Source organism: Streptomyces camelliae (assembly GCF_027625935.1).
GTDB classification, from domain to species: domain Bacteria; phylum Actinomycetota; class Actinomycetes; order Streptomycetales; family Streptomycetaceae; genus Streptomyces; species Streptomyces camelliae.
Genome location: NZ_CP115300.1, coordinates 9,034,021 through 9,057,891 on the forward strand (window position 1 = coordinate 9,034,021; position 23,871 = coordinate 9,057,891).

Below are 23,871 nucleotides of genomic sequence, written 5' to 3' on the forward strand. Positions count from 1 at the left end.
GTCCAAACGGACGATTGCGTCCACTTAAGAGTTTACGGTCGATGTCAGATCCCTGTACGGCCCCCGGCGGCAAAGGCAGAACGATGAACGACCGCATGATGAAGGCAGTGCTCTACGACCGCTACGGCGGCCCCGATGTGCTCTACACGGGTCGCGTGCCACGCCCCGAGCCGGCCCCCGGCGAGGTCCTGGTGAAGGTGCGTGCGTTCAGCGTCAACGGCGGCGAACTGGCAGCCCGTGCCGGCCGTCTCCGCCTCCTGAGCGGCCGGAAATTCCCCAAGCGCGTCGGCTTGGACTTCACCGGCGAGGTCGCCGCACTGGGGGCCGGAGTCACACGGTTCGCGGCCGGCGACCGCGTATGGGGGGTCTTGGGCCGCGCCTCCGGGTTCGGCAGCGCCGCCGAGTACGTGACCGTGCCCGTCGAGCGGGTCGGCCGGCTCCCCGACGGCCTTGACCTGGTGGACGCCGCCGCGCTGCCGGTGGCCACCACGGCCATCACCGCGCTGCGGGACAAAGCCGGGCTGCGCCCCGGCGAACGACTCCTCGTCCGGGGCGCGGCGGGCGGTGTCGGCAACGCCGCCGTCCAGCTCGGACAGGCGTACGGCGCAGAGGTCACGGCCCTGGCCCGCGCAGCCAACCTCGACTTCGTCCGCGGGCTCGGCGCGCACAAGGCCGTCGACCACCGGGCCGTGCGGCCGGCGGAACTGGGCCGCTTCGACGTGGTCCTGGACACCGCGGGGACCGACCTGCGGGCCTTCCGGCGCCTACTGAATCCCGGCGGGCGCATGGTCACCATCGCCTTCGACCTGAAACGGCCCGCTGCGTCGCTCGGGTACCTCGCGGCCAGCACGATCCACGGACACGGCCGGGTGCGCTTCTTCAGCGGCAACCCCACGCGGGCGGACTTCGACGACCTGGCCCGGCATGTGGTCGAGGGCAAGCTGAGCCCTGCGGTGGACACGGTCTTCCCCCTGGAGGAGACAGCAGCGGCACACCGGGCGCTGGAGGCGGGCGGCGTCCAGGGCAAGTACGTGGTCAGGGTCGCGTAGGACGTCTGTGGAGGTGCTGATCACAGCCACTCGTTGATGGCAGCGATGAGGACGGTCGCCTCGTAGCGGACCGCCAGCTTGTCGTATCGCGTGGCGACAGCGCGGTGCCTCTTGAGGCGGTTGATCCCGCACTCGACCGCGTGCCGCTGTTTGTACTCGTCCTTGTCGAACTTCGGCGGCCGTCCGCCATGCGATCCACGCTTGAGGCGGTTGTGTGCCTGGTCGGCTTTGTCGGGGATGGTGCAGCGGATTCCGCGGCGGCGCAGGTAGGCGCGGTTTCTGCGGGAGGCGTATGCCTTGTCAGCGCGGACCCGATGGGGACGGACACGTGGCCGCCCCGGCTCGATGCGGGGCACGCGGATCTTCTCCAAGACGGGTTCGAACTGCGGCGAGTCCCCGCGCTGCCCAGCGGTCACCACGATCGACATGGGCTTTTGGCCCTGCTCGACGGCCAGGTGCAGTTTGGTGGTGAACCCGCCGCGCGAGCGTCCCAGCCCGTGATCACCAGGCTCGGTGAAGATGCCGCCTGGTGGTTCCTTCTGTGAGTCACCCTGCTTGCGGGCCCCGGCCCCGTGCTGATGGGCACGGCATACCGTGGAGTCGACGCTCAGGTCCCACGAGATCGCGCCTTTCGCGTCGGCCAGGGACTGGAGCTGGGTGAGTACCCGGTGCCAGGTGCCGTTCCGCTGCCATCGGCGGAACAGGTCGTAGACCCGGTTCCATGGCCCGTATTCGACGGCGACGTCCCGCCAGGGAACTCCGGTCCGGACACGAAACCGTATGCCGTCGATCAGCTGCCGCCGAGGCCAGACGGGTGGCCGCCCCGTCCTGGCACCCTTCGGCAACAACGGCTCCAGCACCGCCCACTGCTCGTCCGTGAGATCTCCCCGCCCCATGAACGGTGATCATTCACAGCCCGAGATCCACTTTCGATACACGGCCTAGAGCAGACCGAGGTCGCCGAGTTCCTTGTGGAGGTCCGCGCGCGGGTGGTCGGAGCGTACTTGGACGTTGCCGGGCGTGGTCGGCCCCGGCCCCTGGCGAGAGCCTGCGCCTGTGTCGGCCCGCGAGCGCCGGTCCCGGAAGACCCAGGCTCCCGCCAGGCCGCCGATGAGCCCTCCCAAGTGTCCCAGCCAGCTCACTCCCGGCGTCCCGGGGACGGCCACGGTGAGCAGGTAGGCGAAGGAGGCCGCCATGACCACACCGATCAGCGTGTCGATCAGGTGGCGGTCGAACAGTCCACGCACGACAACGTAGCTGAAGTATCCGAAGATCAGGCCGCTGGCACCGACCGTATCCACGTCGCCTCGTTCGAAGAACCACACCGCGAGCCCGCTGGTCACGCCGACCAGCAGGCTCAGACCGAGAAAGCGGGCCACACCTCGGTAGGCGGCGAGGAAACCGAAGACGAACAGTGGCCCGGAGTTGCTCTCGATGTGTGCCCAGCTCCAATGCAGCAAAGGCGCGACGAGGATGTCGGGCAGCGTGCCGACGTCGCCGGACCTGACTCCATAGTCCCTGGAAAGGGCGTAGTGGTCGGCGTAGTTGACGAGCTGCAGAACCCAGACGAGCGCGAGGCCCCCGAACATCACGAAGAACGCCTTTCGCGCCTCCGCGATGACCTGCTCCGCGCTGACAGGCGAGGCGTCGGCCTGGTCTCTGTACGACGCACCCATGGCACACTTCCTCCCCCGGCGGATCTGCTCCGCACCGCAACACAGCACACTCTACGTTCTGTCGGGACGGTCGCTGCGGGCGACGTCGGTGCTGGGCTTCCACTGCCTCGGCCTATGCCGACCGGGTCGCGTCGACAGGTGGTATTCACGTATCGAGGTGATGGCGCGGTGCTGGCGCTGCTGGTCGATGCCGGAGCCGATCCGGACAGGGACAACCTTCACGGTGTGAGCCCGCGGCGTCTTGCCGACTGGCGTATCGGTTCGGATGTCGCGGCGCATCTCGGGAAACGGCCCGCCTCGTAGAGCTGTTTCTGCAGGTCAGACCCCTTTGGCAGGCTGGGGTTCGTAAAGGGTTCCGTCGCGGAGCATGGCGAAGAGGACATCGGCCCGGCGCCGTGCGAGGCGGAGCGGGGCCTGGGTGAGCCGGTGGTGCCAGGCCAGCGGCGTGCCGGGGGTGACCGGGAGGACTGTGTGTCAAAGCCGCCGGGGTATCAGCGCGGACAACGCCGCGAACCGGAACGGGTCCGTGGGCTCGTGGCGGACCGGCCCCTTCGACTGCCGGTGCAGCATCGCGTTCTCGTGCCGTTGCACGAGCAACTCGGCGTCCCTTGAGGTGTCGCGGCGCAGCAGCACCGCCGGGACGAACAGCAGCTTCCGGGTCATCTTGCAGACCAGCGAAACGAACACGCAGAGATGGTGCCATCCGACGCCGCATTGCCGCCCTCGCCTGCAACGATGAATTTCCGAGCCTCACAGCTTGTCAACCGATGGGCCGTAGGGTTTCGCGCATGAAGTCGTTGATCACTGCCGTGCGTGACCAGGACGAGGCAGCCCGTTTCCTGGCGTGGCCGGGCGATTTCGACCTGGACCGAGGCAACCACGGCGAAGAAGTCCATCTCGCCTCGGGCGCCGCGCTGGAGGGATTCGCCGGTGACGGAGCCGGTGGCACCTTCTTCTTCTGTGGTGAAGGTGGCGAGGATCGGCCCGTTCTGTACGCGGACTCCGAAGGGCGTGCGGCACTGATCGCGGTGGGCTTGCCCGAACTCCTGCAGCTTTTGCTGGTCGCCCCGTGGTGGCGTGACTGCCAAACATTCACCGTGGAGGAAAGCCGCAAGCTCGCGGCCGAGTACATGGAGCACATGCCAGACCTCGTCGCCCGACGAGACCATGCCGCCGCGACCCTCGGCCTTGCCCTCCCTGCTGAAGGGGACGCTTTGACCCGCCTGCGGGACGTAGCGCTAGGTACAGGCAAGGACTTCGTCCTCATCTTCACGCCGGAAGGCGAGCCCTATGAGCCTCTATTCGAGGGCTGAGCCGCGTCATGGTGCCAGGCGGCAGGATCCGTTCACGGTGATCAGCCTGCGGTAACGATGCTGTGGCCCCCGCCGTCACGCGGTGGTCGGCTGCGCCTCTGTACGGCCGCACGCCAGAGGTGCCAGGCCATTCGACGCCAGAATCACGGCTCCTCGCTCACCTGGACGGACCAGGCTTTGTTCCAGCCCGCGCCGGACTGGGAGGCGTGGCTCGTGCTCCTGGAACACGTTCCATAGCCGGTAGAGGCAGTAGAGGGCGTCGGTGCGCAGCAGGTGGGCGTTGTGGACGATGACTGCCGCCCGGCGGCGTCTTGCGAGTGCTTCCTCGATCGTGTCCTGCGGCCTTGCCGCTTGGCGGGGACGGGGCACTGTGGGGACGAGCTGGTCGTACAGCGAGGCGAGGAGGGCGGGAAGGGCACCGGGGGCGGTGCCGACTACGACGACCGGTTCGGCTTGAGCGTGCTGCAGCGCGGCCTGGACCTCGGCTTCGGCCTGGACGCCGTCGGGAGCGATGACACGCATCAGCGCGCACGCATGCAGAACGTATCCAAGGTTCTCGTATGGCACGGCGAACGCCTCGTGCAACACGGCCTCGTTCACCGGCACCTCCAGGGCAGTGACCGCATCTGGGTAGTGCACCCACGCGCGAGGTGGACGACCAGCTCGGCGGACGGCGCCTCCACCGGGTCGGTGTCTCCAGCTGGGCGCCCACGCGTTCGCCGTCGACGGTCAGCAGCAGATGCGAGGCGCCCTCCCGGGCACCCTCGCGCGGTTCCGGCTGCCGGGCCAGGCCGACACCCGGTACTTCGGCACCGAAGACGAGACCGAACGTGTCCGGCAGCTGCTGCAGCGCCTGGCCCGGTCGCCGGGCCTGGCTGCTGCCCGTCCTGCATCCGGCCCCTGCCCGAATTCACCGGCCGGCCCCGAAAGTTCTGCAGCACCCGCTGCCGCGACCGCGCCCGGGTCCTCCGCCGCCGCGGGCTGCTGCCCGGCGGCCGCGTGCAACAGCGCGAACCCGAGCCGGGCCGCCCCGGACTTGTTCCGCACCCGCTTCATGTCGTCTTCGAGTAGCGTCGAGACCTCGATCAGGTCCTCCCGCTCCCAGTCGTGCCGCACCCGTACTCCTCCACACCGCCCGAGATCAGTCGTTGGGCCCAACGGGACGCCCGGGCGAGGGGAAACGACGACCAGAGCAGTTACGTAGCGCCACATGTCCGTTTGCCGTAGCTATATGAGAGCAACGAGAGCCACGGGCACGGACCGACCTGGTCCGACCGTGCGGAGCGGCGGCCCTCTGTGGCCCGGCGGGGCCGCCAAGCAGCTCCAGGACGCGGCGCTGCGCGGCCCGGGCAGCGCCCGGGTGCCGGATAACGGCAAGCAAGGCCCGAGGGCGAGGCCCCAGCCAAGGTGGCGGCCGCGGCGACCCTACTCCGCTGACGTGTGCGCCGTGCGCCCCGCGCGAAGGCGCTGGGTGAGGAAAAGAGCCGCGCGGTCCAGTGCCTCGTCTGCCTCGTCCAGAACGCCTGCGAACGACTGGAACACGTGCGGCACGTCGGCGGTGATGTCCAGAATGACGTCCACTCCGACTGCCCTCGCATGCGCGGCAAGGCGCGTGGAGTCGTCCAGCAGGATCTCGTTCGTGCCCACCTGGATCAGTATTGGGGGGAAGCCGGTCAGGTCGGCGAGGACGGCCGGGCTGAGCAGCGGCTGGTGGGGGTCGGCTCCGGCGAGGTACATGGCCCCGGTGTGCTCGACGGCCTTTCGGGTGAAGATCGGGTCGATGCCTTCCTTGGTGACCATGCTCTCGCCCGTGCGTGTGGCGTCGAGGCCCGGGGAGAACGCCACCAAGGCGGCGGGCAGCGGGAGGCCCGCGTCACGGGCGGCGAGGCAGGTGGTGACGGTGAGGCCGCCGCCGGCGGAGTCGCCGGCGAACGCGATGGTCGACGGGTCTATGCCGCTGTCGAGGAGGGCGCGGTAGGCGCTCAGGGTGTCTTCGATCGCGGCCGGGTACGGGTGCTCGGGGGCAAGCCGGTAGTCCAGCGAGTGCGCCGTGAAGCCGGTCTTGGCCACGAGATGTCCGGTCAGCGACAGGGCGGTCTCGGGGGAGCCGAAAACGAAGCCGCCGCCGTGGAAGTACAGGATCGTCCCGGCGCGAGGGCCGTCGTCCGGCTCGACACGCAGCGCGGGTCGGCCGCCGAGCGTCGTCTGCGTGGTGCGGATGTTGCCGGGCACGATCATCTGGGCCATGAGCGCCTTGAATCCGGTGCGGAGCGCTTCGACCGACGGGGGGCTCTCGGGCCGCGGCTGTCGCATCATCGCGTCGATCCGGGCGCGCTGTTCCTTGCTCAAGGGTGTGCTCCTGCCGTAAGTAGATTCCATTACACTATATGCCGTGGCAGCTAAATCAAGCGGTGGCGTGGTCGACCTACCGGGCTTCTTCGCCGATCTGGTCCGATGCGAGACGCGCCTGTACAACGCCCTCAATGACCGTCTCCGTGAGCGGCACGGGATCGTCACCTCGCAGTTCGAGTTCCTGCGCTTTCTGCGCGACCGCCCCGGGGCTCGCGTGGCGGACCTCGCCGCCGAGTTCGCCGTCGGCGTCGGGGCGACCAGCAAGGGCGTCGACCGCCTGGAGAAACAGGGATGGGTCGTCCGGCAGCCGAATCCATCCGATCGCCGGTCCTCACTGCTGGCCCTGACCGACGACGGCTCGCAGCTCGTCGAAGCGGCGGAGAAGACATTCGTCGATGGACTCGCCGCGCTGATCGGAGACACGCTCAACGATTCCTCGGCCACGGCCGCCGTCCGCGCCATCTCGAAGCTGCGCTCCGCGCTCGAACGCAACCAGATCGGCACGCCCGCAGGCTGACGGACATCGCCCCGGTCCCGGGCGTGCGGCGGCACCCGGCCTGCACCGGCACAACGAACGGCTCAACGGGTCGGGTGCGCGGGCTGTCTGCGTGGGCCGGATGTCGTAGACGGCGAGTGATCGCCACTCATCGGGAGACGCCGACCTGCCCTTGTTGAGGGCTGGTTCCTGGGTTGCGGTTGGGTTGCTCAGGTGGTCACGCTTGGTCGCTGCCGGGGCAGTTGGGCGTGCCGCACCGCGTAGCCGGAAGGACCCCAGCCGCGTTCGGCGTTCAGGAGCACCATACCGACGTTGAGGATTCCGGTGAGACCGAGTTCGCAGATGGCACGGGCGGCAGCGAAAACCGTAGAGGTGCACGGACACGCGCTCGCGGTCCTCGGAGCCCTCGGCCCCTTGGCGGGCTTGCCGCGCTCCCGCCGGCGTCGGGCCGGCTGCTCAATTTCGTCGCTCATCTCGGCGGTTCGGCCGGTGTGAGTTCGAGCAGCCACTCGGAGCTGAAGGCCGCGGTCCACGCCTTGCCCCAGGCGGACTTCTGGTCGAGATACGTGCGGTACTGGGCGAGGGGGTGTCGAGGATGCCGCGGGGCATGGCGCCCACCGCGGCAGTGCCCTCGGGCGTGTCCGCGAAGTCCGAGTCGTGGAAGCCCAGCTCTCTTCGGATGCCACCTGCCACCAGCGATTGCGGCCGTCGATGCCCCGGCCGCTCGCCTGCGTCACGAAGCCGTGCTCGGCCGGCTTGCGCAAGTGGCAGCTGACCAGCGCGGGCGTCTCGTCGACATGCTCGACGAGCTGAGAGGCGGTCGCGGCGCCCGCGGCGTACAGCAGCCGGTACAGCTGCATCGGCAGCGGCTTCATCGGACGTGATAGTTGGGGTGCAGGAAATCCCGACGAGATTGGTCTTGCTGGGGTCCGCCTACTTCGCGGAGGCTCCGAGCCGGTGGGGCACACGAAAAGAGCGGCGAAGCTGGGCTGCCGCTGAGCGGGCAGCCGGTGAACGCACAGCCGAGCACCGGTACCGGGCTGTGCTCCAGGTGCTGGACGGGGCGCCGATCGCGCAGGTGGCCCGCCAGTTCGGTGCGTCGAGGCAGTCGGTGTACACCTGGGTCGAGCGGTACCACGCCGGCGGGCTGGACGCTCTGGTGGATAAGTCGCGCCGACCGCACGTCTCGCCGCACCAGGTGTCCGCCGAGGTCGAGGCCCTGGTCTGCGAACTGCGCCGTTCCTACCCCCGCTGGCGCGCCCGACGGATCGTCCACGAGCTGGGCCGGCGCGGGCTGGTGCCGGTGCCCGGCCGGTCCACGGTGCACCGGATCCTGACCCATCACGGACTGATCAACCACCAAGAGCAAAACCATCGTCGTGTCTACCGTCGCTGGCAGCGCGACGCCCCGATGCAGCTGTGGCAGCTAGGCCGTTTCTGATGGCTCTTGCTGGGCTGGGTGGATCAGCTCTTGGGCTGGGCAGGTGCGTGTCATGGTGCGGCGGCATGAGCTCACGGACGCGCAGTGGCAGAAGATCGAGCCGTTACTGCCCGCGAACGGCAAGCCTGGCGGGCAGTGGTCCGATCACCGCAAAGTGATCAACGGAGTGCTGTTCCGGGCCCGTACGGGGGTGCCCTGGCCGGACCTGCCTGAGCGGTACGGCCCCTGGCAGACCATCTATGAACGGCATCGCCGCTGGTCGGCGGATGGAACATGGCGGCAGATCCTGGCCGAGTTACAGATCGAGGTCGACGCCGCCGATCCCGACGGGGCACTGGCCAAGGCGGTAGAAGCGCAGAGCGCGCAACGCAGGCGCGAATGGGCCGTGAACATCGACTCCACCTCCTGCCGGGCACATCAGCATGCGGCCGTGGCCCGGCGCCGGCCGCCACGCGACTACCCGCAAAAGGGGGCGGTGCGCGTGTGGAAGCCGATGGGCGGGAGGCACTGGGACGCTCACGGGGCGGACTGACCAGCAGAATCCACCTGCTGTCAGATGATCGGGCCCGCCCGCTGACCTGGCTGACCACGCCGGGTCAACGGGGCGACAGCCCCATGTTCGTACCTGTCCTGGAGGGCTTACGGATCCGACGGCGCGGACCGGGACGGCCACGCAGCCGTCCCGATCGCGTCCGCGGCGACAAGGCGTACTCCAGCCGCGACAACCGCAGCTATCTGCGACGACGGGGCATCAAGGCGACCATCTCCCAGCCCGATGACCAGCGAGCCAGCCGCAAGCGCAAGGGCCAGGCAGGCGGGCGCCCACCTGCCTTCGACAAGGGCCAGTACCGCCGCCGCAGTGCCGTCGAACGGTGCGTCAGCAAGTGGAAGCAGTACCGGGCGGTGGCCAGCCGGTACGACAAGCGCGACTACATCTTCAACGGCACCCTGGCCGTCGCAGCAATCGTCATCTGGCTCCGCGACATCGTCCAAGAGCCATCAGAAACGGCCTAGTCCAGGATGCCGAGGGCGGTGTCCGGCCGGCAGTGGGGGCATGCCGACACCTGACCGCGCAGCGCGTCGAGTGCCTGCTGCCGGGTCGCCGGGCGCCACCGTCCGCTCTTGGCGGCTGCCCAGCAGCCCCCTACGTGTACGGCGTCGATGTTGCTGCGGTTAAGCCCGTACTGGATCAGCCACTCCGGTTCCGGCGGCTGGCGTTCCTCGCCCTGCCGCCGCTCGCGCTCGCGTCGTTCTTCGTCGGCGATCCACTGGTCGATCAGGGCCAGCTGCCGAGCGGTCTGCTGCTCAACGACGCGGCGGGCGAACCGCAGCATGTCCAGACGCGACGGCTGGTTCACCTGCCCGCTGTCCTGTGACAGCGAACCTTGAGTTTGTGCCATCGGAGGTTGAGTGAGCCTGCTACTGGCTGGAGCGAGGCATCCGGACGACCGCGGTCCCTCCGTTCAGATCGATCGTTGTCTTGTTCGGCGGAGCGCCGTCATCCTCGTTGTCCGGCAGGACCAGTGCCGACTGCCGCTCCTTCAGCTCGTTCTGCTTGCCCGGCGAGAGACTCGCGTGCAGCTGCTCGAACCCGGTCGCTGATATCTGGCCCTGACGTGCGCTGTTCCGCCATGGCAGCATCCCGGCCCGTCCCGCGCGCAACAGCAGCTGGTCAACAAAGGCCAGCAAGGTCAGCACGATGACGAGCCCGGGAAGGGTCATGAAGAAGACAAATTCCATGCCCTGAGTATCCGGGCCACAGTCTCCCGGCGCTCAGACTTCCCTACGTTGTCTTCGGGACCGGGCGAGCCCTTCGTATGGTTGGCCCACCCAGGGGCGTCGGGTGTGGCTTTCAATCTTCTGCCGCTTGTGGCTTCCATCGATTGGCCGCCCGACGCCCCACGACGACTCGGCTGCCAATTAGGAATTGCGAATGATCGCTCCGTAGGGAATCGACAGCGAGGTCGTCCGTCGGGAGGCACCAACACACCCCACCGCACGGAGGCACCATGGCCGCGATCTGGGCCGGCATCGACGCAGGAAAGACCCACCACCACTGCGTCGCGGTCGACGAGGCCGGTCGTCGGCTACTGTCGCGACGCGTCGGCAGCCGACGAGCCGGAACTGCTCGAACTTCTTGCCGACGTCCTGACCCTGGGCGACGAGGTGACCTTGGGCATCGACCTGGCCGATGGCGGAGCCGCCCTGGCCATTGCGATCCTGCTCACCCACGACCAGGCGGTGCACTACATCTCCGGCCGAACCATCCACCGCGCCTCCGAGAGTTACCGCGGTGAAGGCGAAACCGACGCCAAGGACGCCGCGGTCATCGCCGACCAGGTCCGCGTCCGACGGGACCTGCACCCCATACGCACCGACGACGAGACCGTCATCGACCTCAAGATTCTCACCGGCCGCCGTATGGATCTGGTCGCCGACCGAACCCGCACCGTCATCCGGCTCCACGCCCAGCTCACCGGTATCTTCCCCGGCCTGGAACGCATGCTGGACCTCACGCACAAAGGAAGTGACGGCCCTCAACCAGCAGGTCGCCGATCTCGAACGCCGGTGTGGTCCAGGACGAGTATCACGACTACGTGATAGCCGGACGGCCACCAGACAGCTCACCAGATGGGCATCCATGGCCGGTGCCGCCGTTCAGCTCCTGACGATCAAGCCGGATCACCGAACTGCGGCCAGAGCCATTTTCACAGAGCGCATGCCGCTCTCACCCGCTGGCCGTCAGTCTGACAAGGGCAGAGTACCCGCGGTGAGGAAGAACGTGACGGCGTAGGTAAAGCGACCTGCGCGCGCGGCGTCGTCGAACTGGACCACGAACCGGTCCGCGTCCATGGGGTCGAGGTGGCCCCGGGCTGCGGCAGTGTGCGCCCAGGTGCGCAGGCCCATGACGTTGTCGACCGTTGACGGGTCACGCACGACCAGAGTCCGGGCTTCCACCGTGATGTCGTGGATGCCGCGGGCCGCGAGCAGTCCGGCGTGCCGGTGGGCCAGCGAGCCGTTGCGCAGACCCACGTCGGTCCTGAAGCGCAGCACCCGGCGGGCGAGCTCCTGGTCGTCAATGTCGAGTACCTGGGTGTCATAGTCCGGGTCTGCCAAGGCGACCCGGCCGCCGGGGCGGACCACCCGCAGCAATTCGTCCAGCACCCAGGCGGGTTCGGCGACATGCTGCAGGACCCGGTCAGCCCAGGCGCCGTCGAACCGACCCGCCGCGAACGGCAGCCGGTGCCCGTCTGCGACAGCGGCACGTGGCAGTCCTCGATCCCGTGCCTGCGTGATCATCGTCAAGGAGCTGTCGACCGCCACGACCTCGGCCCCACAGCGCGAGCGCAGGGCCACGGCTGCATCCCCGGTACCCGCTCCGACCTCAAGGAACAGTCCGCCAGGCTCGGCATGCAGGAACTCTTGCAATCGCTGCTTGTAAGCGGCGTAGAACGGCTCCGCATTCAACCGGTCCAGGACCTGAACCCAGGCGGCGGGCCGGGGCTGCGTATCCACCGACGTGAATCCGTGAGCAACACCTTGATCGTTCATGGGAGCACGCTAGACGTGCCAACCAAGCCGGTGAGCCCTTCCAGACAGAACTGGCCCTCCCGGCCTGCGGCCTCGGTTGTCAGCGGTACCCGAGTGCGGCAGGTGCCCCTGGAGCCCGTGTCTCACGGCTCATGGAGCAAGGCAGCTGTACGTGCGTGGCTTGCCTGCCGCTGACAGCACTCAGCGCGTGGCACGGCGGCTGAGACGTGGAGGTGTGCCTGGCCGTGCCTCGGCCGCCGTCAGCTCAGCGGTGGGGCCGTGGATCCGGTGGCGCCCTCGGGGATACCTGGCGTGTTTGCGGACGTGGCCGGCAGGCCGGGGCGGTCGGCGGTCGGCGGGCTCACCGGGGTGGCTGCCCGTGTCCTGGATCCCGGGCCGGCCTCCTGCCGAGCGGGTTCCGTCTTTTCTCACCCGTTCGGGGGCGGTGGAAACGCCGGGAGGGAAACGGATGACGAGGGCACGGTCGGATGTACCCGCGGCAGGCGTTCGGGGCGGATATCCCCAGGTGGATCGGCCGACGGGAGAAGGGGCGCCAGCCCGGGCACCAGGATGCGACGCCTGGTGTCCGGGCCGGTGGTGCGTGCATGGCGCGTGGGTTGTCAGACAATGGGGTTGGGGTGTCCCCGGCCCGATTCCGGCGGGCCGGGGCCCCGTGTGGTGCTGTGGGCTTCGGGTCAGTCCCAGCCGCCCTCGCCGCCCCAGCCGCCCTCGCCGCGGTCACCGCGCTCGTCGTTGTCGCAGACCACGCGGAAGCTGGCGACGACGCCGTCCTTGACCTTCACGCCGTCCTCCATCTTCTCGTGGTGCTCGCCCTTCTCGTGGTGCTCGCCCTTCTCGTCGTGCTCGCCCTTCTCGTCGTGCTCGCGCTTCTCACAGTTCTCGTTCTCGTCCTCGTCCTTGTCCTTGATCGTCGGGCAGACGCCGTTGGAGGAGCTGTGGGGGCCGACGGTGGCGATGGGGGCGCCGTTGTCGCAGACGGCGCCGCGGAAGACCTCCACGCGCTTGTGGCTTTCGTTGCGGATGTTGAGGGTCTTGGCGCCGAGGCCGCTGACGACGGTGATGCAGTCGCCGGGGTGGGCCGAGTAGGACCGTTCGTTGACCTCGATCCGGCCCTCCTCTCTGCGCTCCTCGTGGCGCCTGCCTTCCTCGCGCCGGCCTTCGTTGCCCTTGCCCTGTCCTTCGTTGTTGTTGGTCTTGTTCTGTCCGAAGGGCGCTGCCGAGGGGGCTGTCGAGGGGGCTGCCGAGGCGGCGGCCGGGGCGGCCTGGGGTGCCTGGGCGGGGGCCGCCGAGGCGTAGGTGATGCCGGTCACGGCGAGCGCCGCGGCGGCCGAGACACCTGCGGTCACCATGGTGGAACGAGCGAGCTTCATGTCGCTTCTCCTGTCTGGATATCTCGGAGATGTCGGCTCGTCAGCCGACTGCGATCAAACGTACTCACGGCTGTCATATCGGTGCATATCGAGAGATTCGGGGCAGGGGGCCGACCGGGGTATATACGGCCCCGCCTGCCGCCCTGTCAGAACGTGAAGCGGCCCGAAGACCAGGGGTATTGAATGGCCATTAGCCCTCCCGGATGATCTGCTGACACCTCCTCACTCCTTGCCTGCTGCGTGTCGCTACGAAAGCGATGACTGATCCGTGTTAGGGGAGCGGCAGCGTCAAAACCTGCTCGTCGTACCGCCCGGTACGAGGTCGCAGAGTGGTGAGTCCGCCCTCCCCGGGGTGCAGATGCCGGCGGCCGGCGAATCTGTGCGGTGATGTGCGTCCTGGCCGGGGGGTGCAGGTTGAACTGGACGGGATCGCGATCGCGCGATCGGTCCGTGGTCGAATCCGATCAAAACGGGGTGCGGTTGGTGTGCTGAGCGTGCTTTATGCCGCCAATGCGACCGGGGGGGGAGCGCGGAGTTGACTGCCGGCCCCCCCCTGTCGGCTGCGTTCAACACAGGGGGTACAAGTTGAATTTGAGAGCGCTATCACCTAGGTGAACAAGCAGGAGAACAACAGCCAGGGCGGTGCCATTACCACCTGGCGCCGCCAGTTCCACGTCATGGTCCGCCCGTCAAGCGGCCAGGGCCGCCAGGCCCGCACCGAGTACGCCGCCGCCATGGCACGCCAGAGCGAGCAGTGGGGGTCGAGTACACGGTGCACCTGACAGGCGGCGACCTGGGCGGCGCCTGAAAAGGCAAGGCCCGCCGTACAGAGGGCCGCTGTAGACGGTTGTTGAGCATCATGTCCAGGACGCCGCTGACCGCGGCTGCTCGCACCTGGCCATCAGCGACCGCGCACCCGTGATGGCGGCCGCCGCCGCGAGCAGCTGTTCGACAACCTCGACCGCGGCTGTGGGGGAGCAGTGGTGACGTCGGCTCAGGATGTCGCGGAGCGGGTCGTCGCGCTCCTGGGCTGGGCCGGCGATGTTCGTATCGTGCCGGACGGGTCCGAGGTTCGCATCGTGCGCGACGCGCAGGCCTGGTGGCTCGCGATCTTGGTGGACCAGACCGCGGGTGCCGCCCTGGCGCGTACCGGCACGATCGACTCGGACGGCACTTACCGTGGCCCCTACGCCACACGTGGCCGCTCCGCCCTGCCCAGTGCGCTGCTTGTGCCAGGCCCGTTTGCGGCGGGCGGGAGAGCAGTACGTTGCCGAGGCGGGACGTTCGACCCGACCGTCCAGGCCGCCCCCGCACTGCGGGCAGCTGGACGTCACGCCAGTCTTCACCGCCTCGGTCCTCGCCCGCGTCCGCCGCATCTGCAGCCAGTGCCGCGACCGGCATGCAGACGAACAGAACACCGCCGTCGCCTTCGCCGACGGCATGAGTCTAGCGAGGTTGTTTGGTGGCGCTTCGGGGGACGAGTGGTCTGCGACTTCTGAGGCAAGAGTGGTCAATGCGGGCTGTGTGACAGGTGACTGCATACCTCTGCCCGTTTGAGTCGAGTCGCTCCTGTCTGATCCCGAAGCGCCGGTTGACGCTGTTTGCGCCCTGGGGGTGCGTCGTGCCCGACGGTACTACCGAAACATGACGCGACACCGCCCGTATCCCAGTGACCTCACCGACGCCCGCTGGGAGTTGACCGGTCCCACGCTCACCGCCTGGCGGGCCGAGCGCAGAGGCAACGGCCTGGACATCGGACGCCCGCCCGAGCACGACCTGCGCCGCATCATGGACGCCATCCTCTACGTCGACCTCACGCCGATCCCCTGGCGCTACCTGCCGCACGACTTCGCACCCTGGGAGACGGTCTACGGCTACTTCGCCGCCTGGCAGAAAGAGGGGATCTTCGCCCAGCTCAACGGCATGCTGCGGCGCCTGGTGCGCGAAGCCGAAGGCCGGGATGCCGAGCCGAGCGCCTGCGTGCTGGACGCGCAGAGCACCAAGACCTCTGCCAACGTGCCCGCGGCCGGCCAGGGCATCGACGCAGGCAAGAAAATCGCAGGCCGCAAGCGCCATATCGGTGTCGACACCCTCGGCCTGCTGCCGGCCGTCCGGGTAACCGCGGCGAGTGTCTCCGACAACACCGGCGGCATCCACCTGCTCTCCCGGATTTCCGACGCAACCCCTCGCGTGACCGAAGCGTGGGCCGACACCGGCTATCGCACCAAAGCCATCGAACACGGCGCCCGCCTCAGCATCGACGTCGAGGTCGAGGTCGTCCAACGCGACCCCGGCGTCAAAGGGTTCAAGGTGATTCCCCGACGTCGGGTTGTCGAGCGCACCTTCGGCCGGCTGATGCACCACCGCCGTCTCGCACGCGACTACGAGACCCACCCCCACCGCTCCGAAGCCATAATCCACGTCACGATGACCGACCTCATAAGCCGACGACTGACCAGCGAATCCACCCCGAACCGGCGCGACACCCGAACCTCGAACCAAACAACCTCGCTGGGACAAAACGCTCTTTCATCGAGACCGAGCATCGTGACGAGGCTCGTGTGTTCCGGCCCCGATCCCGCCGCCATCGCTGACGACGTCTGGCGGGGCAGCCCCAGTTGCTCAGCCACCAACGGCCGCAGTGTGGTCTTCCGGAAGCCCTGGGGTCGCCGAGGAGGACCAAGCGGGGGAGGGTTAGCGTGCAGACGTGATCACCATGAATTGGGACGGCATCACCGACCGCGAGCGATTCAACGACTGGTACCTGGACGAGCGGGACCAGTTCGCGGACATGGCCCGGGACGCCGATTGGAACGGTCTCTTCCGGGTGCTGGGCAAGAATCCGGGGTGGGTCAACCTTCCCCGGCCCGGCAACCGCAGCGGCTTCACCGCGCTGCATCAGGCGGCCTGGCACGGCGCGGACTTCTCCGTCGCCTCCAGGCTGATCGCGCACGGTGCCTGGCGGACGCAGCGCACGCGGGACGGACGGCGCGCCGTCGACGTCGCGCGGAGGCGAGGGCACACGCATCTGGTGGAGCTGCTGGAACCAGCCGTAGTGCGGCAGCTTCCCGCTCCTTCGGACGCACTGGAGCACCACTTCCACTCGCTGCTGCGGGAGACGACCGGCCGCTGTTTCGAGGAGATCGAGCACCTGCTGCCGCCGCTGTCCCCCCTCACGGAGGGGCCGTCCGTGAAGATCTTCTTTCAGGTGATCGGCATGATGGGCGGCTTCTTCTATCACCTCGAACACGACTACGTGCATGTGAACGCCAGCTCGCGGATGGACTACGGCGGCGGAGAGCACTACCGGGTGACGCCTCAAGGATGTTCCAAGATCGACAATACGCGTGTCTGATTCACCCGTGCGAGTGGCCCGAAGGAACGTACATGTCCTGTCTCGGATAAGAGCTCGCGCAGATGGACGGTGCAGGGGACGCGGCAGCAAGGCGGGCACAGGTCCGGTGATCATGAAGTTACGACGCTCTGTGACCACTGGGGGACCTGTGCCCGTCCTGCCATCATGGCTGACCGACCCACTCTGGGACCAAGTCGCGGCGCTGCTGCCCGAGCACCCGACGGTCGATCCTGCCCATCCGCTGGGCTGCCACCGCCGCCGCATCAGCGACCGGATCGTCTTCGACAAGCTGCTGCAACTGCTGCGATTCGGCTGCTCCTACCAGGCGATCGCCGACACGACCTGCTCGGCCACCACGATCCGAAATCGCCGCGACGAGTGGATCCGAGTCGGAGTCTTCGCCCGGTTCAAGCAGATCGCGCTGGAGTCCTACGACCGGATCGTCGGCCTGGCCCTGGACGAGATCGCCGTCGACGGCTCGATCACCGAGGCCCCCGGCGGCGGCGAGGTCGCCGGACGCTCCCCGGCCGACCGCGGCAAGCGAGGATTGAAACGCTCAGGTATGACGGACGGTTACGGAATCCCCCTGGGCCGGGTCCGGGCCGGGTCCTGGCCGGGGCGAACCGACACGACTCGCCGCTGCTCGCCCCGACCCTGGATCGCCTGGCCGACCTGGGGCCACTGCCCGAGCACATCACCGTGAACCTGGACGCCGGCTACGACTGCGCCCCGACCCGCGCCCTGCTGGACGAGCGCGGACTGCACGGCCGCATCGCGCACAAGGGAGGGAAGGCGCCCATCGAAGCGAACCGACGGTGGCAGGTCCAACGCGCCCACGCCTGGCAGCATGCGTTCCAGCGACTCGGCCGCTGCTACGAACGCCGCACCACAGTGATCGATGCCTTTTTCGACCTCGCCGACACAGTCATCACCGTCCGCTGCCTGATCCGACGCGCCTGGGACAACCCACCGATGGGACGACGCCCCAACCGCCGACCATGACCGCACGCCTGCGCGTGCGCGGCCTGCAACCCGTCTGGCGGGAGCGGGCTTGTCGGCCGGTGCCTGGTCCGGATCGACGGCTGGCTCCGGGCGGGCTTCAGAGCTGGTCGTAGATGGCGGCGAGCTGCCGTAGGACGTCGGTCGCGGTGCCCAGGGCAGTGGTGTCGTGGTCTGCGAGTGCGGCGTCGAGTGCCTGGGTCAGGGCGGCCTGGCGTTCGTGGTGGCGGCTTCGGCCTGCGTCGGTGAGAGCGACCAGCACCGATCTTTTGTCGTCGGCGGGGCGTTCGCGGGTGACGTAGCCGGCGGCGGCGAGGCCGTTGACCAGTTGGGTGGTGGCGGCGCCGGTGGTTTCGGTGGCGGCGGCGAGCCGGCCGATCGGCAGCGGGCCCACCTCGGCCAGCACTCGCAGGGCGCGGGCATGGGTGAGGGAGAGTGCGCCGGGGGTGCGGGTGGCGCGTCCACGCAGGCGGGAGTCGGCGGCGCTGAGGCTGTAGGCGGCGCGGGCGAGTTGGTCGAGGGCCGCATCGCGGGTGGTGTCGGACATCAGTGGGTCTCCGTGTCGCTGATCGGTGGGCGGGTTGACAACCATCCTAGCCTAAGTACTTAATGAATAAGTACTTAGGCGTCGCCCGAGCGGGGCGTCTACCACTCCCCTTCACCTGAGGACACCTGTCATGACTGTTCGTTCGACCGGCCAGAGCTGGGCCCTGGACATCGCCCTCGCCCAGGGCGGCTTCGACGCCCTGCACCCCCAGGCCAAGGGCACCCTGGAGCAGCTGGGCCACGACCACACCGACTTCGACAAGGTCTTCGACCTGGTCCAGAGCGGCGTGATGCTGCCCAAGGCCTGGGCCACCATCGCCGGGCAGGCCGAGGAGCGCGCCGCCCACCACGAGCGCGGCGGCTTCGCCCAGACCGCCGCCGACCTCTACGTGCGCGCCTCGGTGATGTGGGGCCGCGCGCAGTACTCGATCTTCGACGCCACCGACCCGCGCAAGCTCGCCTTCCGCGAGCACGCCAACCACTGCGTCGAGCGCCTGGGCGCACTGCGCGACAACCGGGTGCGCCGCGTCGTCCTCGACTTCGAGGGCAAGCAGATCTTCGCCCTCCTCCACCTGCCCGCCGGCGAGGTCCGCAACGCCCCCGCGGTGATCCTCGGCCCCGGGATGGACATGATCAAGGAGGACTACATCTACGCGGCCGAGCGGTACTACACCTCGCGCGGCATCGTGGCCCTGTCCATCGAGGGCCCGGGTCAGGGCGAGAGCCGGGCCAACGGGCTGACCGTCGACCTCACCAACTACGAGCGCGCCATCAGCCGCTACATCGACCACCTGGCCTCGCTCCCGGAGGTCGACGCGGCCCGGATCGCCATGTTCGGCATCTCCATGAGCGGCTACTGGGGCTCGCGCGCCGCCGCCACCGACCCGCGCCTGGCCGCGCTGGCCGCCTTCGAGGCCGTCACCGGCGACTTCACCACCATCTTCGAGCGCGCCCAGCCCACCTTCAAGAACAACTACATGTTCATGGCCGGCTACACCGACGAGGACGCCTTCGACACCGAGCTGGTCGCCCGCATGCCGCTGGGCGACCTGGTCCAGAAGATCACCTGCCCGGTCCTCTACGGCATCGGCGAGTTCGACGAACTCACCGTGCTGGAGCAGGCCCTGGCCAACTACGAGCGCGTGCGCGCACCCAAGGAGATACGCGTCTACGAGAACGAGTTCCACCCGCTGGGCGGCACCGCCGCCGAGGTCTTCCGCTTCGGCGCCGAGTGGGTCGAACGCGCCCTGAACGGCGAGTTCGCCGAGCCCGGCCGCGATGTGCGCCACTACGTCCACAGCGACGGCCGCACCGCCGACGGCACCGCCAACCCCACCTGGTGGCTCGGCACCACCCCCACCCAGATCACCGCCGCCAGCCAGGCATGACGCCAGGACATCGATGAAACGTTCATCGGCAGGAGAGGGGGCCGACAATCAGCGGCCGCGCGCTTCTCTACGTTGAACTGAAGCGACGAATCGCCGAACAGCACAGGGTGATCCGGATCACAGGCCGGACCTTCGAACGGCAGGGCTGCGAATAGCTCCCAGAACGGTTCGGTCAGCCGCAATGGCAGGATAGCTACAGGTCTCCCTGGCAGTCACGGAGTGTCACAACTCCGTGATCGCGAGACCTGTTGCCTGCCTTCCTGCCAGAGCGCCCCTCCCTGCCTATATGTGCAACCTCTAAGCCCGGGCATCGTGCCACGTTGACCTGGCCGACACCGGCTTGGTACTGGACAGCGGACCGGTGTGCCAGCTTGTACCTCCCCGCGCACACTAACCACATGCAGGTCGCTCTCCATCCCAATAACCTCGCTACATGCCCCGATTGACGCGTCCGCAGCCCAGACTGCAGGCTTCCTTCCTGGCGGCGATGGCCGAGTTCCGTGCGGAAGGCCGAGGTGGTCCGGGCATGCAGGCCATGCTCGACAACGACTTGCGTCAGTACGCCGACGACAGCTGGCAGGACCCGGCAGTCTTCACCGCCTATGTCGCCCGCCTACGGACGCACGCACAGCAAACTGACTCCGAGGCCCCGGTCACGGGTCGCACCCTTTGGTGGACGGAGGGCGATGAGTTCCTTGGCTTCGCCTCCGTGCGGCACTCGCTGACCCCCGCACTGCGCGAGCGAGGCGGCCATATTGGCTATGTGATCCGTCCCAGTGCTCGACGTCGCGACCACGCCACCGCGTTGCTTGCCGCGGCCCTGCAGTTCGCATCCTCGCTGGGTGTCGAGGCCGCGCTGCTGACCTGCGATGCCGGCAACATCGCCTCCCGCCGTGTCATCGAGTCCAACGGCGGTGTCCTGGAAGACGAACGCGCCGGCGTCCTCCGTTTCTGGGTTCCCACCCGACCAGCGGTCGCCGGGTGGGTCTGATGCACGATCGGGTGACATCTGAACTGGCTTGCCCTGCAGGGCGGGTGGGAAGGATGTCGCTGTGCCCAAGCCCTATCCGGAAGAGTTCCGCCAAGACGTCGTGCGAGTCGCGAGGAACCGCGGCCCGGGTGTCACGGTCGAGCAGGTGGCCACCGATTTCGGGGTCCACCCGATGACGTTGTGGAAGTGGATGCGCCGGGCGGACATCGATGACGGGCCCAAGCCCGGGGTGACCAGCCACGAGAGCGCGGAACTGCGGGAAGCGCGTCGGCGGATCAAGCTGCTGGAGCAGGAGAACGAGGTCCTGCGCCGGGCCGCGGCATATCTCTCGCAGGCGCATCTGCCGGGAAAAGGATCTACCCGCTCGTAAAAGAGCTGGCCGTGGACGGGGTGCCCGTCACGGTGACGTGCCGGGTGCTGAAGCTCGCCAGACAGCCCTACTACCGCTGGCTCGACAAGCCGATGGCCGACGCCGTACTGGAGGAGGCGTACCGCGCGAACGCACTGTTCGACGCTCACCGCGAGGACCCGGAATTCGGCTACCGCTTCCTGGCCGATGAAGCGCGTAGTGCCGGGGCTCGGATGGCGGACCGGACCGCGTGGCGGATCTGCCGGGACAACAACTGGTGGAGCGTGTTCGGCAAGAAGCGTGGCCGGGGCAGGAAGGCCGGCCCGCCGGTGCACGACGATCTCGTGAGCCGCAGCTTCACCGCGACCGGCCCGAACCGGCTGTGGCTCGCCGACATCACCGAACACGCCACCGCCGAAGGCAAGTTGTACCTCTGCGCGATCAAGGATGTCTTCAGCAACAGGATCGTGGGCTACTCCATCGACGCGCGGATGAAGTCCCGCCTGGCCGTGACCGCCCTGGACAACGCCGTGGCCCGACGGGAACACGTCGACGGGTGCATCCTGCACAGCGATCGCGGCTCGCAGTTCCGGTCCCGGAAGTTCGTCCGGGCCCTCGATCGCCACCGGATGGTCGGATCGATAGGGAGAGTCGGGGCGGCCGGCGACAACGCGGCCATGGAGTCCTTCTTCAGTCTGCTGCAGAAGAACGTCCTCGACCGCCGGAGCTGGACCACCCGCGAGGAGTTGCGGATCGCGATCGTGACCTGGATCGAGAGGACCTACCACCGACGCCGCCGACAGGCCTCGCTCGGCTGGCTGACACCTGTCGAATACGAAACCGTCATGACCACACCGGCCCTCCAGGCTGCGTAACCGAACCTGTCACCCAAACCTGCATCAGACCCAATCGTTCGTGAGCGGGGTGGCGGAGCCAAAGGACGAGTGAGGCGATGTGGAGTCCAGCCCGGTAGCGGGTTGCCAGCTTGTCGAAGCGCGTTGCGATGGCTCGGAATTGCTTGAGGCGGCTGAAGCAGCGCTCGACCACGTTGAGGGCTTTGTAGAGCTTGGGGTCGAAGGCCGGTGGTCTGCAACCGGCTCTGCCACGGTGCTGGCGATTGGCCCTTTGGCCGGTCCGCTCCGGGATGAGTGCGCGGATGCCCCGGCGCCGCAGGTCCTGTCGGACCTCCCGTGATGAGTACGCCTGGTCCGCGATGACCGTGTCGGGTCTTTGCCGCGGCCGCCCGGCTCCTGTCCGAGGCACCCGCACAGATTCCAGCACCGCTTTGAACACGGTGCAGTCGTTGACGTTTCCGGGGGTGAGGACGACAGCCAGGGGCAGGCCCCGGCCGTCGCAGGCGAGATGGACTTTGGTGGTCAGCCCGCCGCGGGAGCGGCCCAGCGCCTGGTCGGCCGCCGAGCGTGCCGAACCTTCCAGCCCGCCCTTCGCGCCCGCCCCCTTTTCCGGGCGCCGGCCGCGTGCTGGTGGGAGCGGTTGATGCTGGAGTCCACCGACACCGTCCATTCCACCGCTCCGACGGAGTCGTCCCGCGCCTGAATCTGCTTCAGGAGGCGGGCCCAGGTCCCGTCCCGCTCCCAATGGGCGAACCGCTCATAAACCGTCTGCCACGGCCCGTAGCGTTCCGGCAGGTCACGCCAGGGAGCACCTGTTCGCAACCGCCATAACACGCCGTTGATTGCCTGCCGGTGGTCGCGCCACGGACGGACGGCCTGGTCCATCGGTAGCCGGCAGCAGGGGCTTCAGCGCCTCCCATGCTGCGTCCGTCAGCTCGCCGCGTCCTGTCACGTGATCGGTCACGAACTGGGCCTCATGCAGCCGTGGGCGTCTGCGTCTTGGCCTGGCGCACCCTGCGCAGGGCGCCGGACCAGGCGATCACCTGGTCGAGCATGTCGCCTACGGCGGTGTCGAGGCCCTCCTGGGGGACGAAGGTGCCGGTGTGGAACGAGGGGTGTGTCGAGATGGTGGGCTGGGCGCGGACCGTGGCCACCTGGAGTTCGGCGAGGACGAGCCGCAGCGCCTCGGCGGCCCGGGCCCCGGCGACCCAGCCGCCGTAGCTGATGATCCCGGCGGCTTTGTCGTTCCACTCCCGGTAGACGTAGTCCAGGGCGTTCTTCAGGGCTCCGGGGTAGGAGTGGTTGTACTCGGGGACGAGGAAGACGTAGCCGTCGAAGCTGTCGATGAGTGCGCCCCAGGCGCGGGTGTGGTCGTGCTGATATTGCTGGAAGTTCGGGTTGCCGGGCTCGTCGAGGTTGCCGAGGTCGTGGTCGGCGAGGTCGACGAGTTCGTAGTCGGCTCCACCGTGGGCACGGGCGACCTCCAGTGCCCAGGCGGCGATCTGGTCGCCGCGGCGTCCGGGGCGTGTGCTTCCGAGGATGACTGCGATGCGGAGTGGCATGGCTTCCTTCCGGGAGAGTTGTCGCGTCAACTCTAGATTGAGAGGAGTTGAAGTGACAACTCTGCTGGTCGCGGTATCCTCAGCGACATGACGGAGACTCGATCGCTGGAACCCGAGGAGTGGGAGTTCTGGGATACCTGGATGCGCGCGCAGCGCCTGCTCACCAGGGAGCTGGAGCGTGGTCTACAGCATGACTGCGACATCTCGAAGGCCGAGTTCAGCGTGCTGGTGACGCTGTGGCAGGCCGCCGGCCGCGAGATGCGTGTCGGCGAGCTCTCCGAGTCGCTCGACTGGGACAAGAGCCGCGTCTCACATCAGCTGACGCGCATGGAAAAACGCGGCTTCGTCAAGCGCACCCAGTACGGGGCCGATGGTCGCCGCGCGGGGGTCGGGCTGACCACTGAGGGGCGCCGCGCCGCCCAGAATGCCATCCTCGTGCACGGCGGCAACATCCGCCGCCACTTCCTCGACTCACTGACCCCCGAGCAGGCATCAGTCATCCGGGCATGGAGCGAGCAAGCGGTCGATCGCCTGGAGCCGCACCGCAGCGAGGCTGCCAGCGACGGCGCGTCCTAGAC

Annotated in this window: 22 protein-coding genes and 6 pseudogenes; 15 read left to right on the plus strand and 13 right to left on the minus strand. The window is 68.3% G+C overall.

Annotated elements, in window-relative coordinates; translation table 11 throughout:
* Positions 1-83: 83 nt before the first annotated feature.
* On the plus strand, positions 84-1,049 hold the full coding sequence (locus O1G22_RS41480) for an NAD(P)-dependent alcohol dehydrogenase (protein ID WP_270086045.1): 966 nt from the start codon (positions 84-86) through the stop codon (positions 1,047-1,049).
* Positions 1,050-1,069: 20 nt separating this feature from the next.
* On the opposite strand, the gene O1G22_RS41485 is transcribed toward O1G22_RS41480, so the two are convergent.
* Together O1G22_RS41485 and O1G22_RS41490 are read right to left on the minus strand one after the other, a co-directional pair.
* Positions 1,070-1,945 carry an IS5 family transposase gene (locus O1G22_RS41485; RefSeq protein WP_270086046.1) on the minus strand — a complete coding sequence of 292 codons (876 nt, stop codon included), beginning with the start codon at positions 1,943-1,945 and terminating at the stop codon, positions 1,070-1,072.
* Between the two features lie 45 nt (positions 1,946-1,990).
* A complete protein-coding gene (locus O1G22_RS41490) occupies positions 1,991-2,725 on the minus strand; it encodes a rhomboid family intramembrane serine protease (RefSeq protein WP_270086047.1) in 735 nt (244 codons plus the stop codon).
* A gap of 168 nt (positions 2,726-2,893) precedes the next feature.
* Between O1G22_RS41490 and O1G22_RS41495 the strand changes: the two genes are divergently transcribed.
* Positions 2,894-3,028 carry a hypothetical protein gene (locus tag O1G22_RS41495; RefSeq protein ID WP_270086048.1) on the plus strand — a complete coding sequence of 45 codons (135 nt, stop codon included), beginning with the start codon at positions 2,894-2,896 and terminating at the stop codon, positions 3,026-3,028.
* Between the two features lie 171 nt (positions 3,029-3,199).
* On the opposite strand, the gene O1G22_RS41500 is transcribed toward O1G22_RS41495, so the two are convergent.
* Positions 3,200-3,412 carry a hypothetical protein gene (locus O1G22_RS41500; RefSeq protein WP_270086049.1) on the minus strand — a complete coding sequence of 71 codons (213 nt, stop codon included), beginning with the start codon at positions 3,410-3,412 and terminating at the stop codon, positions 3,200-3,202.
* A 101-nt stretch (positions 3,413-3,513) separates the two neighbouring features.
* Between O1G22_RS41500 and O1G22_RS41505 the strand changes: the two genes are divergently transcribed.
* Positions 3,514-4,038, plus strand: a complete 525-nt coding sequence (locus O1G22_RS41505) for a hypothetical protein (protein ID WP_270086050.1) — start codon at positions 3,514-3,516, stop codon at positions 4,036-4,038.
* Positions 4,039-4,113: 75 nt separating this feature from the next.
* Here O1G22_RS41505 and O1G22_RS41510 read toward each other — a convergent pair whose 3' ends face one another.
* Both O1G22_RS41510 and O1G22_RS41515 read right to left on the minus strand, forming a co-directional pair.
* Complete coding sequence (locus tag O1G22_RS41510; RefSeq protein WP_270086051.1) at positions 4,114-4,638, minus strand: hypothetical protein; 525 nt, start codon at positions 4,636-4,638, stop codon at positions 4,114-4,116.
* An 825-nt stretch (positions 4,639-5,463) separates the two neighbouring features.
* On the minus strand, positions 5,464-6,387 hold the full coding sequence (locus tag O1G22_RS41515; protein WP_270086052.1) for an alpha/beta hydrolase: 924 nt from the start codon (positions 6,385-6,387) through the stop codon (positions 5,464-5,466).
* Between the two features lie 43 nt (positions 6,388-6,430).
* On the opposite strand from O1G22_RS41515, the gene O1G22_RS41520 reads away from it, so the two are divergent.
* Entirely contained in the window at positions 6,431-6,907 is a 477-nt protein-coding gene (locus tag O1G22_RS41520) for a MarR family winged helix-turn-helix transcriptional regulator (protein ID WP_270086053.1), read from the plus strand.
* A gap of 327 nt (positions 6,908-7,234) precedes the next feature.
* On the opposite strand, the pseudogene O1G22_RS41525 reads toward O1G22_RS41520, so the two are convergent.
* Positions 7,235-7,761, minus strand: a pseudogene (locus O1G22_RS41525) (transcriptional regulator); the annotation flags it as partial.
* Positions 7,762-7,910: 149 nt separating this feature from the next.
* Here O1G22_RS41525 and O1G22_RS41530 point away from each other — a divergent pair.
* Together O1G22_RS41530 and O1G22_RS41535 are read left to right on the plus strand one after the other, a co-directional pair.
* Positions 7,911-8,315: pseudogene (locus tag O1G22_RS41530) on the plus strand (helix-turn-helix domain-containing protein); the annotation flags it as partial.
* A 64-nt stretch (positions 8,316-8,379) separates the two neighbouring features.
* A protein-coding gene (locus tag O1G22_RS41535; RefSeq protein ID WP_270086054.1) for an IS5 family transposase occupies positions 8,380-9,341 on the plus strand; the annotation gives its coding sequence in 2 pieces (ribosomal slippage) (positions 8,380-8,773 and positions 8,773-9,341; 963 coding nt in all).
* Here O1G22_RS41535 and O1G22_RS41540 read toward each other — a convergent pair.
* A complete protein-coding gene (locus tag O1G22_RS41540; protein WP_270086677.1) occupies positions 9,338-9,661 on the minus strand; it encodes a DUF6233 domain-containing protein in 324 nt (107 codons plus the stop codon). The genes O1G22_RS41535 and O1G22_RS41540 overlap by 4 nt on opposite strands.
* An 85-nt stretch (positions 9,662-9,746) precedes the next feature.
* Positions 9,747-10,067, minus strand: coding sequence for a DUF6191 domain-containing protein (locus tag O1G22_RS41545; protein ID WP_270086055.1), 321 nt, complete (start codon positions 10,065-10,067; stop codon positions 9,747-9,749).
* Positions 10,068-10,336: 269 nt separating this feature from the next.
* Between O1G22_RS41545 and O1G22_RS41550 the strand changes: the two are divergent.
* Positions 10,337-10,853, plus strand: a pseudogene (locus tag O1G22_RS41550) (IS110 family transposase); the annotation flags it as partial.
* Between the two features lie 216 nt (positions 10,854-11,069).
* Here the strand turns inward: O1G22_RS41550 and O1G22_RS41555 are convergent.
* Both O1G22_RS41555 and O1G22_RS41560 read right to left on the minus strand, forming a co-directional pair.
* Positions 11,070-11,879, minus strand: a complete 810-nt coding sequence (locus O1G22_RS41555; protein ID WP_270086056.1) for a methyltransferase domain-containing protein — start codon at positions 11,877-11,879, stop codon at positions 11,070-11,072.
* Between the two features lie 674 nt (positions 11,880-12,553).
* Positions 12,554-13,249 carry a hypothetical protein gene (locus tag O1G22_RS41560; RefSeq protein WP_270086057.1) on the minus strand — a complete coding sequence of 232 codons (696 nt, stop codon included), beginning with the start codon at positions 13,247-13,249 and terminating at the stop codon, positions 12,554-12,556.
* A gap of 611 nt (positions 13,250-13,860) precedes the next feature.
* Here O1G22_RS41560 and O1G22_RS41565 point away from each other — a divergent pair.
* The 4 genes and pseudogenes from O1G22_RS41565 to O1G22_RS41580 all read left to right on the plus strand — a co-directional run bounded on the left by O1G22_RS41565 (position 13,861) and on the right by O1G22_RS41580 (position 17,606).
* Positions 13,861-14,031 carry a hypothetical protein gene (locus O1G22_RS41565; protein ID WP_270086058.1) on the plus strand — a complete coding sequence of 57 codons (171 nt, stop codon included), beginning with the start codon at positions 13,861-13,863 and terminating at the stop codon, positions 14,029-14,031.
* A gap of 862 nt (positions 14,032-14,893) precedes the next feature.
* A pseudogene (locus tag O1G22_RS41570) lies at positions 14,894-15,736 on the plus strand (IS5 family transposase); the annotation flags it as partial.
* A gap of 229 nt (positions 15,737-15,965) precedes the next feature.
* Positions 15,966-16,604 carry an ankyrin repeat domain-containing protein gene (locus O1G22_RS41575; protein ID WP_270086678.1) on the plus strand — a complete coding sequence of 213 codons (639 nt, stop codon included), beginning with the start codon at positions 15,966-15,968 and terminating at the stop codon, positions 16,602-16,604.
* 148 nt (positions 16,605-16,752) lie between these two features.
* Positions 16,753-17,606 (plus strand): annotated as a pseudogene (locus O1G22_RS41580) (IS5 family transposase).
* Between the two features lie 97 nt (positions 17,607-17,703).
* Here the strand turns inward: O1G22_RS41580 and O1G22_RS41585 are convergent.
* Positions 17,704-18,150: a MarR family winged helix-turn-helix transcriptional regulator gene (locus O1G22_RS41585; RefSeq protein WP_270086059.1), complete on the minus strand. Its 447-nt coding sequence runs from the start codon at positions 18,148-18,150 to the stop codon at positions 17,704-17,706.
* 130 nt (positions 18,151-18,280) lie between these two features.
* Here O1G22_RS41585 and O1G22_RS41590 point away from each other — a divergent pair, with 130 nt between their 5' ends.
* From O1G22_RS41590 to O1G22_RS41600, 3 genes are all read left to right on the plus strand, one after another.
* Positions 18,281-19,537, plus strand: coding sequence for an alpha/beta hydrolase (locus O1G22_RS41590; RefSeq protein ID WP_270086060.1), 1,257 nt, complete (start codon positions 18,281-18,283; stop codon positions 19,535-19,537).
* 433 nt (positions 19,538-19,970) lie between these two features.
* Complete coding sequence (locus O1G22_RS41595; RefSeq protein WP_270086061.1) at positions 19,971-20,528, plus strand: GNAT family N-acetyltransferase; 558 nt, start codon at positions 19,971-19,973, stop codon at positions 20,526-20,528.
* 61 nt (positions 20,529-20,589) lie between these two features.
* A protein-coding gene (locus O1G22_RS41600; RefSeq protein WP_270084189.1) for an IS3 family transposase occupies positions 20,590-21,752 on the plus strand; the annotation gives its coding sequence in 2 pieces (ribosomal slippage) (positions 20,590-20,874 and positions 20,877-21,752; 1,161 coding nt in all).
* On the opposite strand, the pseudogene O1G22_RS41605 reads toward O1G22_RS41600, so the two are convergent.
* Both O1G22_RS41605 and O1G22_RS41610 read right to left on the minus strand, forming a co-directional pair.
* Positions 21,721-22,683 (minus strand): annotated as a pseudogene (locus tag O1G22_RS41605) (IS5 family transposase). The gene O1G22_RS41600 and the pseudogene O1G22_RS41605 overlap by 32 nt on opposite strands.
* Before the next feature lie 22 nt (positions 22,684-22,705).
* A complete protein-coding gene (locus tag O1G22_RS41610; protein WP_270086062.1) occupies positions 22,706-23,293 on the minus strand; it encodes an NADPH-dependent FMN reductase in 588 nt (195 codons plus the stop codon).
* Positions 23,294-23,380: 87 nt separating this feature from the next.
* Here O1G22_RS41610 and O1G22_RS41615 point away from each other — a divergent pair, with 87 nt between their 5' ends.
* The gene (locus O1G22_RS41615; protein WP_270086063.1) at positions 23,381-23,869 is read left to right on the plus strand and encodes a MarR family winged helix-turn-helix transcriptional regulator; all 489 of its coding nucleotides are present in this window, start codon (positions 23,381-23,383) and stop codon (positions 23,867-23,869) included.
* Positions 23,870-23,871 lie beyond the last annotated feature (2 nt).

Excerpts from the sequence above, each read along its gene's own strand:
- O1G22_RS41615 (WP_270086063.1), top strand. The coding sequence starts at position 23,381 with ATGACGGAGACTCGATCGCTGGAACCCGAGGAGTGGGAGTTCTGGGAT.
- O1G22_RS41485 (WP_270086046.1), bottom strand. The coding sequence starts at position 1,945 with ATGGGGCGGGGAGATCTCACGGACGAGCAGTGGGCGGTGCTGGAGCCG.
- O1G22_RS41540 (WP_270086677.1), bottom strand. The coding sequence starts at position 9,661 with ATGCTGCGGTTCGCCCGCCGCGTCGTTGAGCAGCAGACCGCTCGGCAG.
- O1G22_RS41585 (WP_270086059.1), bottom strand. The coding sequence starts at position 18,150 with ATGTCCGACACCACCCGCGATGCGGCCCTCGACCAACTCGCCCGCGCC.
- O1G22_RS41610 (WP_270086062.1), bottom strand. The coding sequence starts at position 23,293 with ATGCCACTCCGCATCGCAGTCATCCTCGGAAGCACACGCCCCGGACGC.
- O1G22_RS41545 (WP_270086055.1), bottom strand. The coding sequence starts at position 10,067 with ATGGAATTTGTCTTCTTCATGACCCTTCCCGGGCTCGTCATCGTGCTG.
- O1G22_RS41595 (WP_270086061.1), top strand. The coding sequence starts at position 19,971 with ATGCCCCGATTGACGCGTCCGCAGCCCAGACTGCAGGCTTCCTTCCTG.
- O1G22_RS41590 (WP_270086060.1), top strand. The coding sequence starts at position 18,281 with ATGACTGTTCGTTCGACCGGCCAGAGCTGGGCCCTGGACATCGCCCTC.
- O1G22_RS41555 (WP_270086056.1), bottom strand. The coding sequence starts at position 11,879 with ATGAACGATCAAGGTGTTGCTCACGGATTCACGTCGGTGGATACGCAG.
- O1G22_RS41480 (WP_270086045.1), top strand. The coding sequence starts at position 84 with ATGAACGACCGCATGATGAAGGCAGTGCTCTACGACCGCTACGGCGGC.
- O1G22_RS41490 (WP_270086047.1), bottom strand. The coding sequence starts at position 2,725 with ATGGGTGCGTCGTACAGAGACCAGGCCGACGCCTCGCCTGTCAGCGCG.
- O1G22_RS41575 (WP_270086678.1), top strand. The coding sequence starts at position 15,966 with ATGAATTGGGACGGCATCACCGACCGCGAGCGATTCAACGACTGGTAC.
- O1G22_RS41560 (WP_270086057.1), bottom strand. The coding sequence starts at position 13,249 with ATGAAGCTCGCTCGTTCCACCATGGTGACCGCAGGTGTCTCGGCCGCC.
- O1G22_RS41505 (WP_270086050.1), top strand. The coding sequence starts at position 3,514 with ATGAAGTCGTTGATCACTGCCGTGCGTGACCAGGACGAGGCAGCCCGT.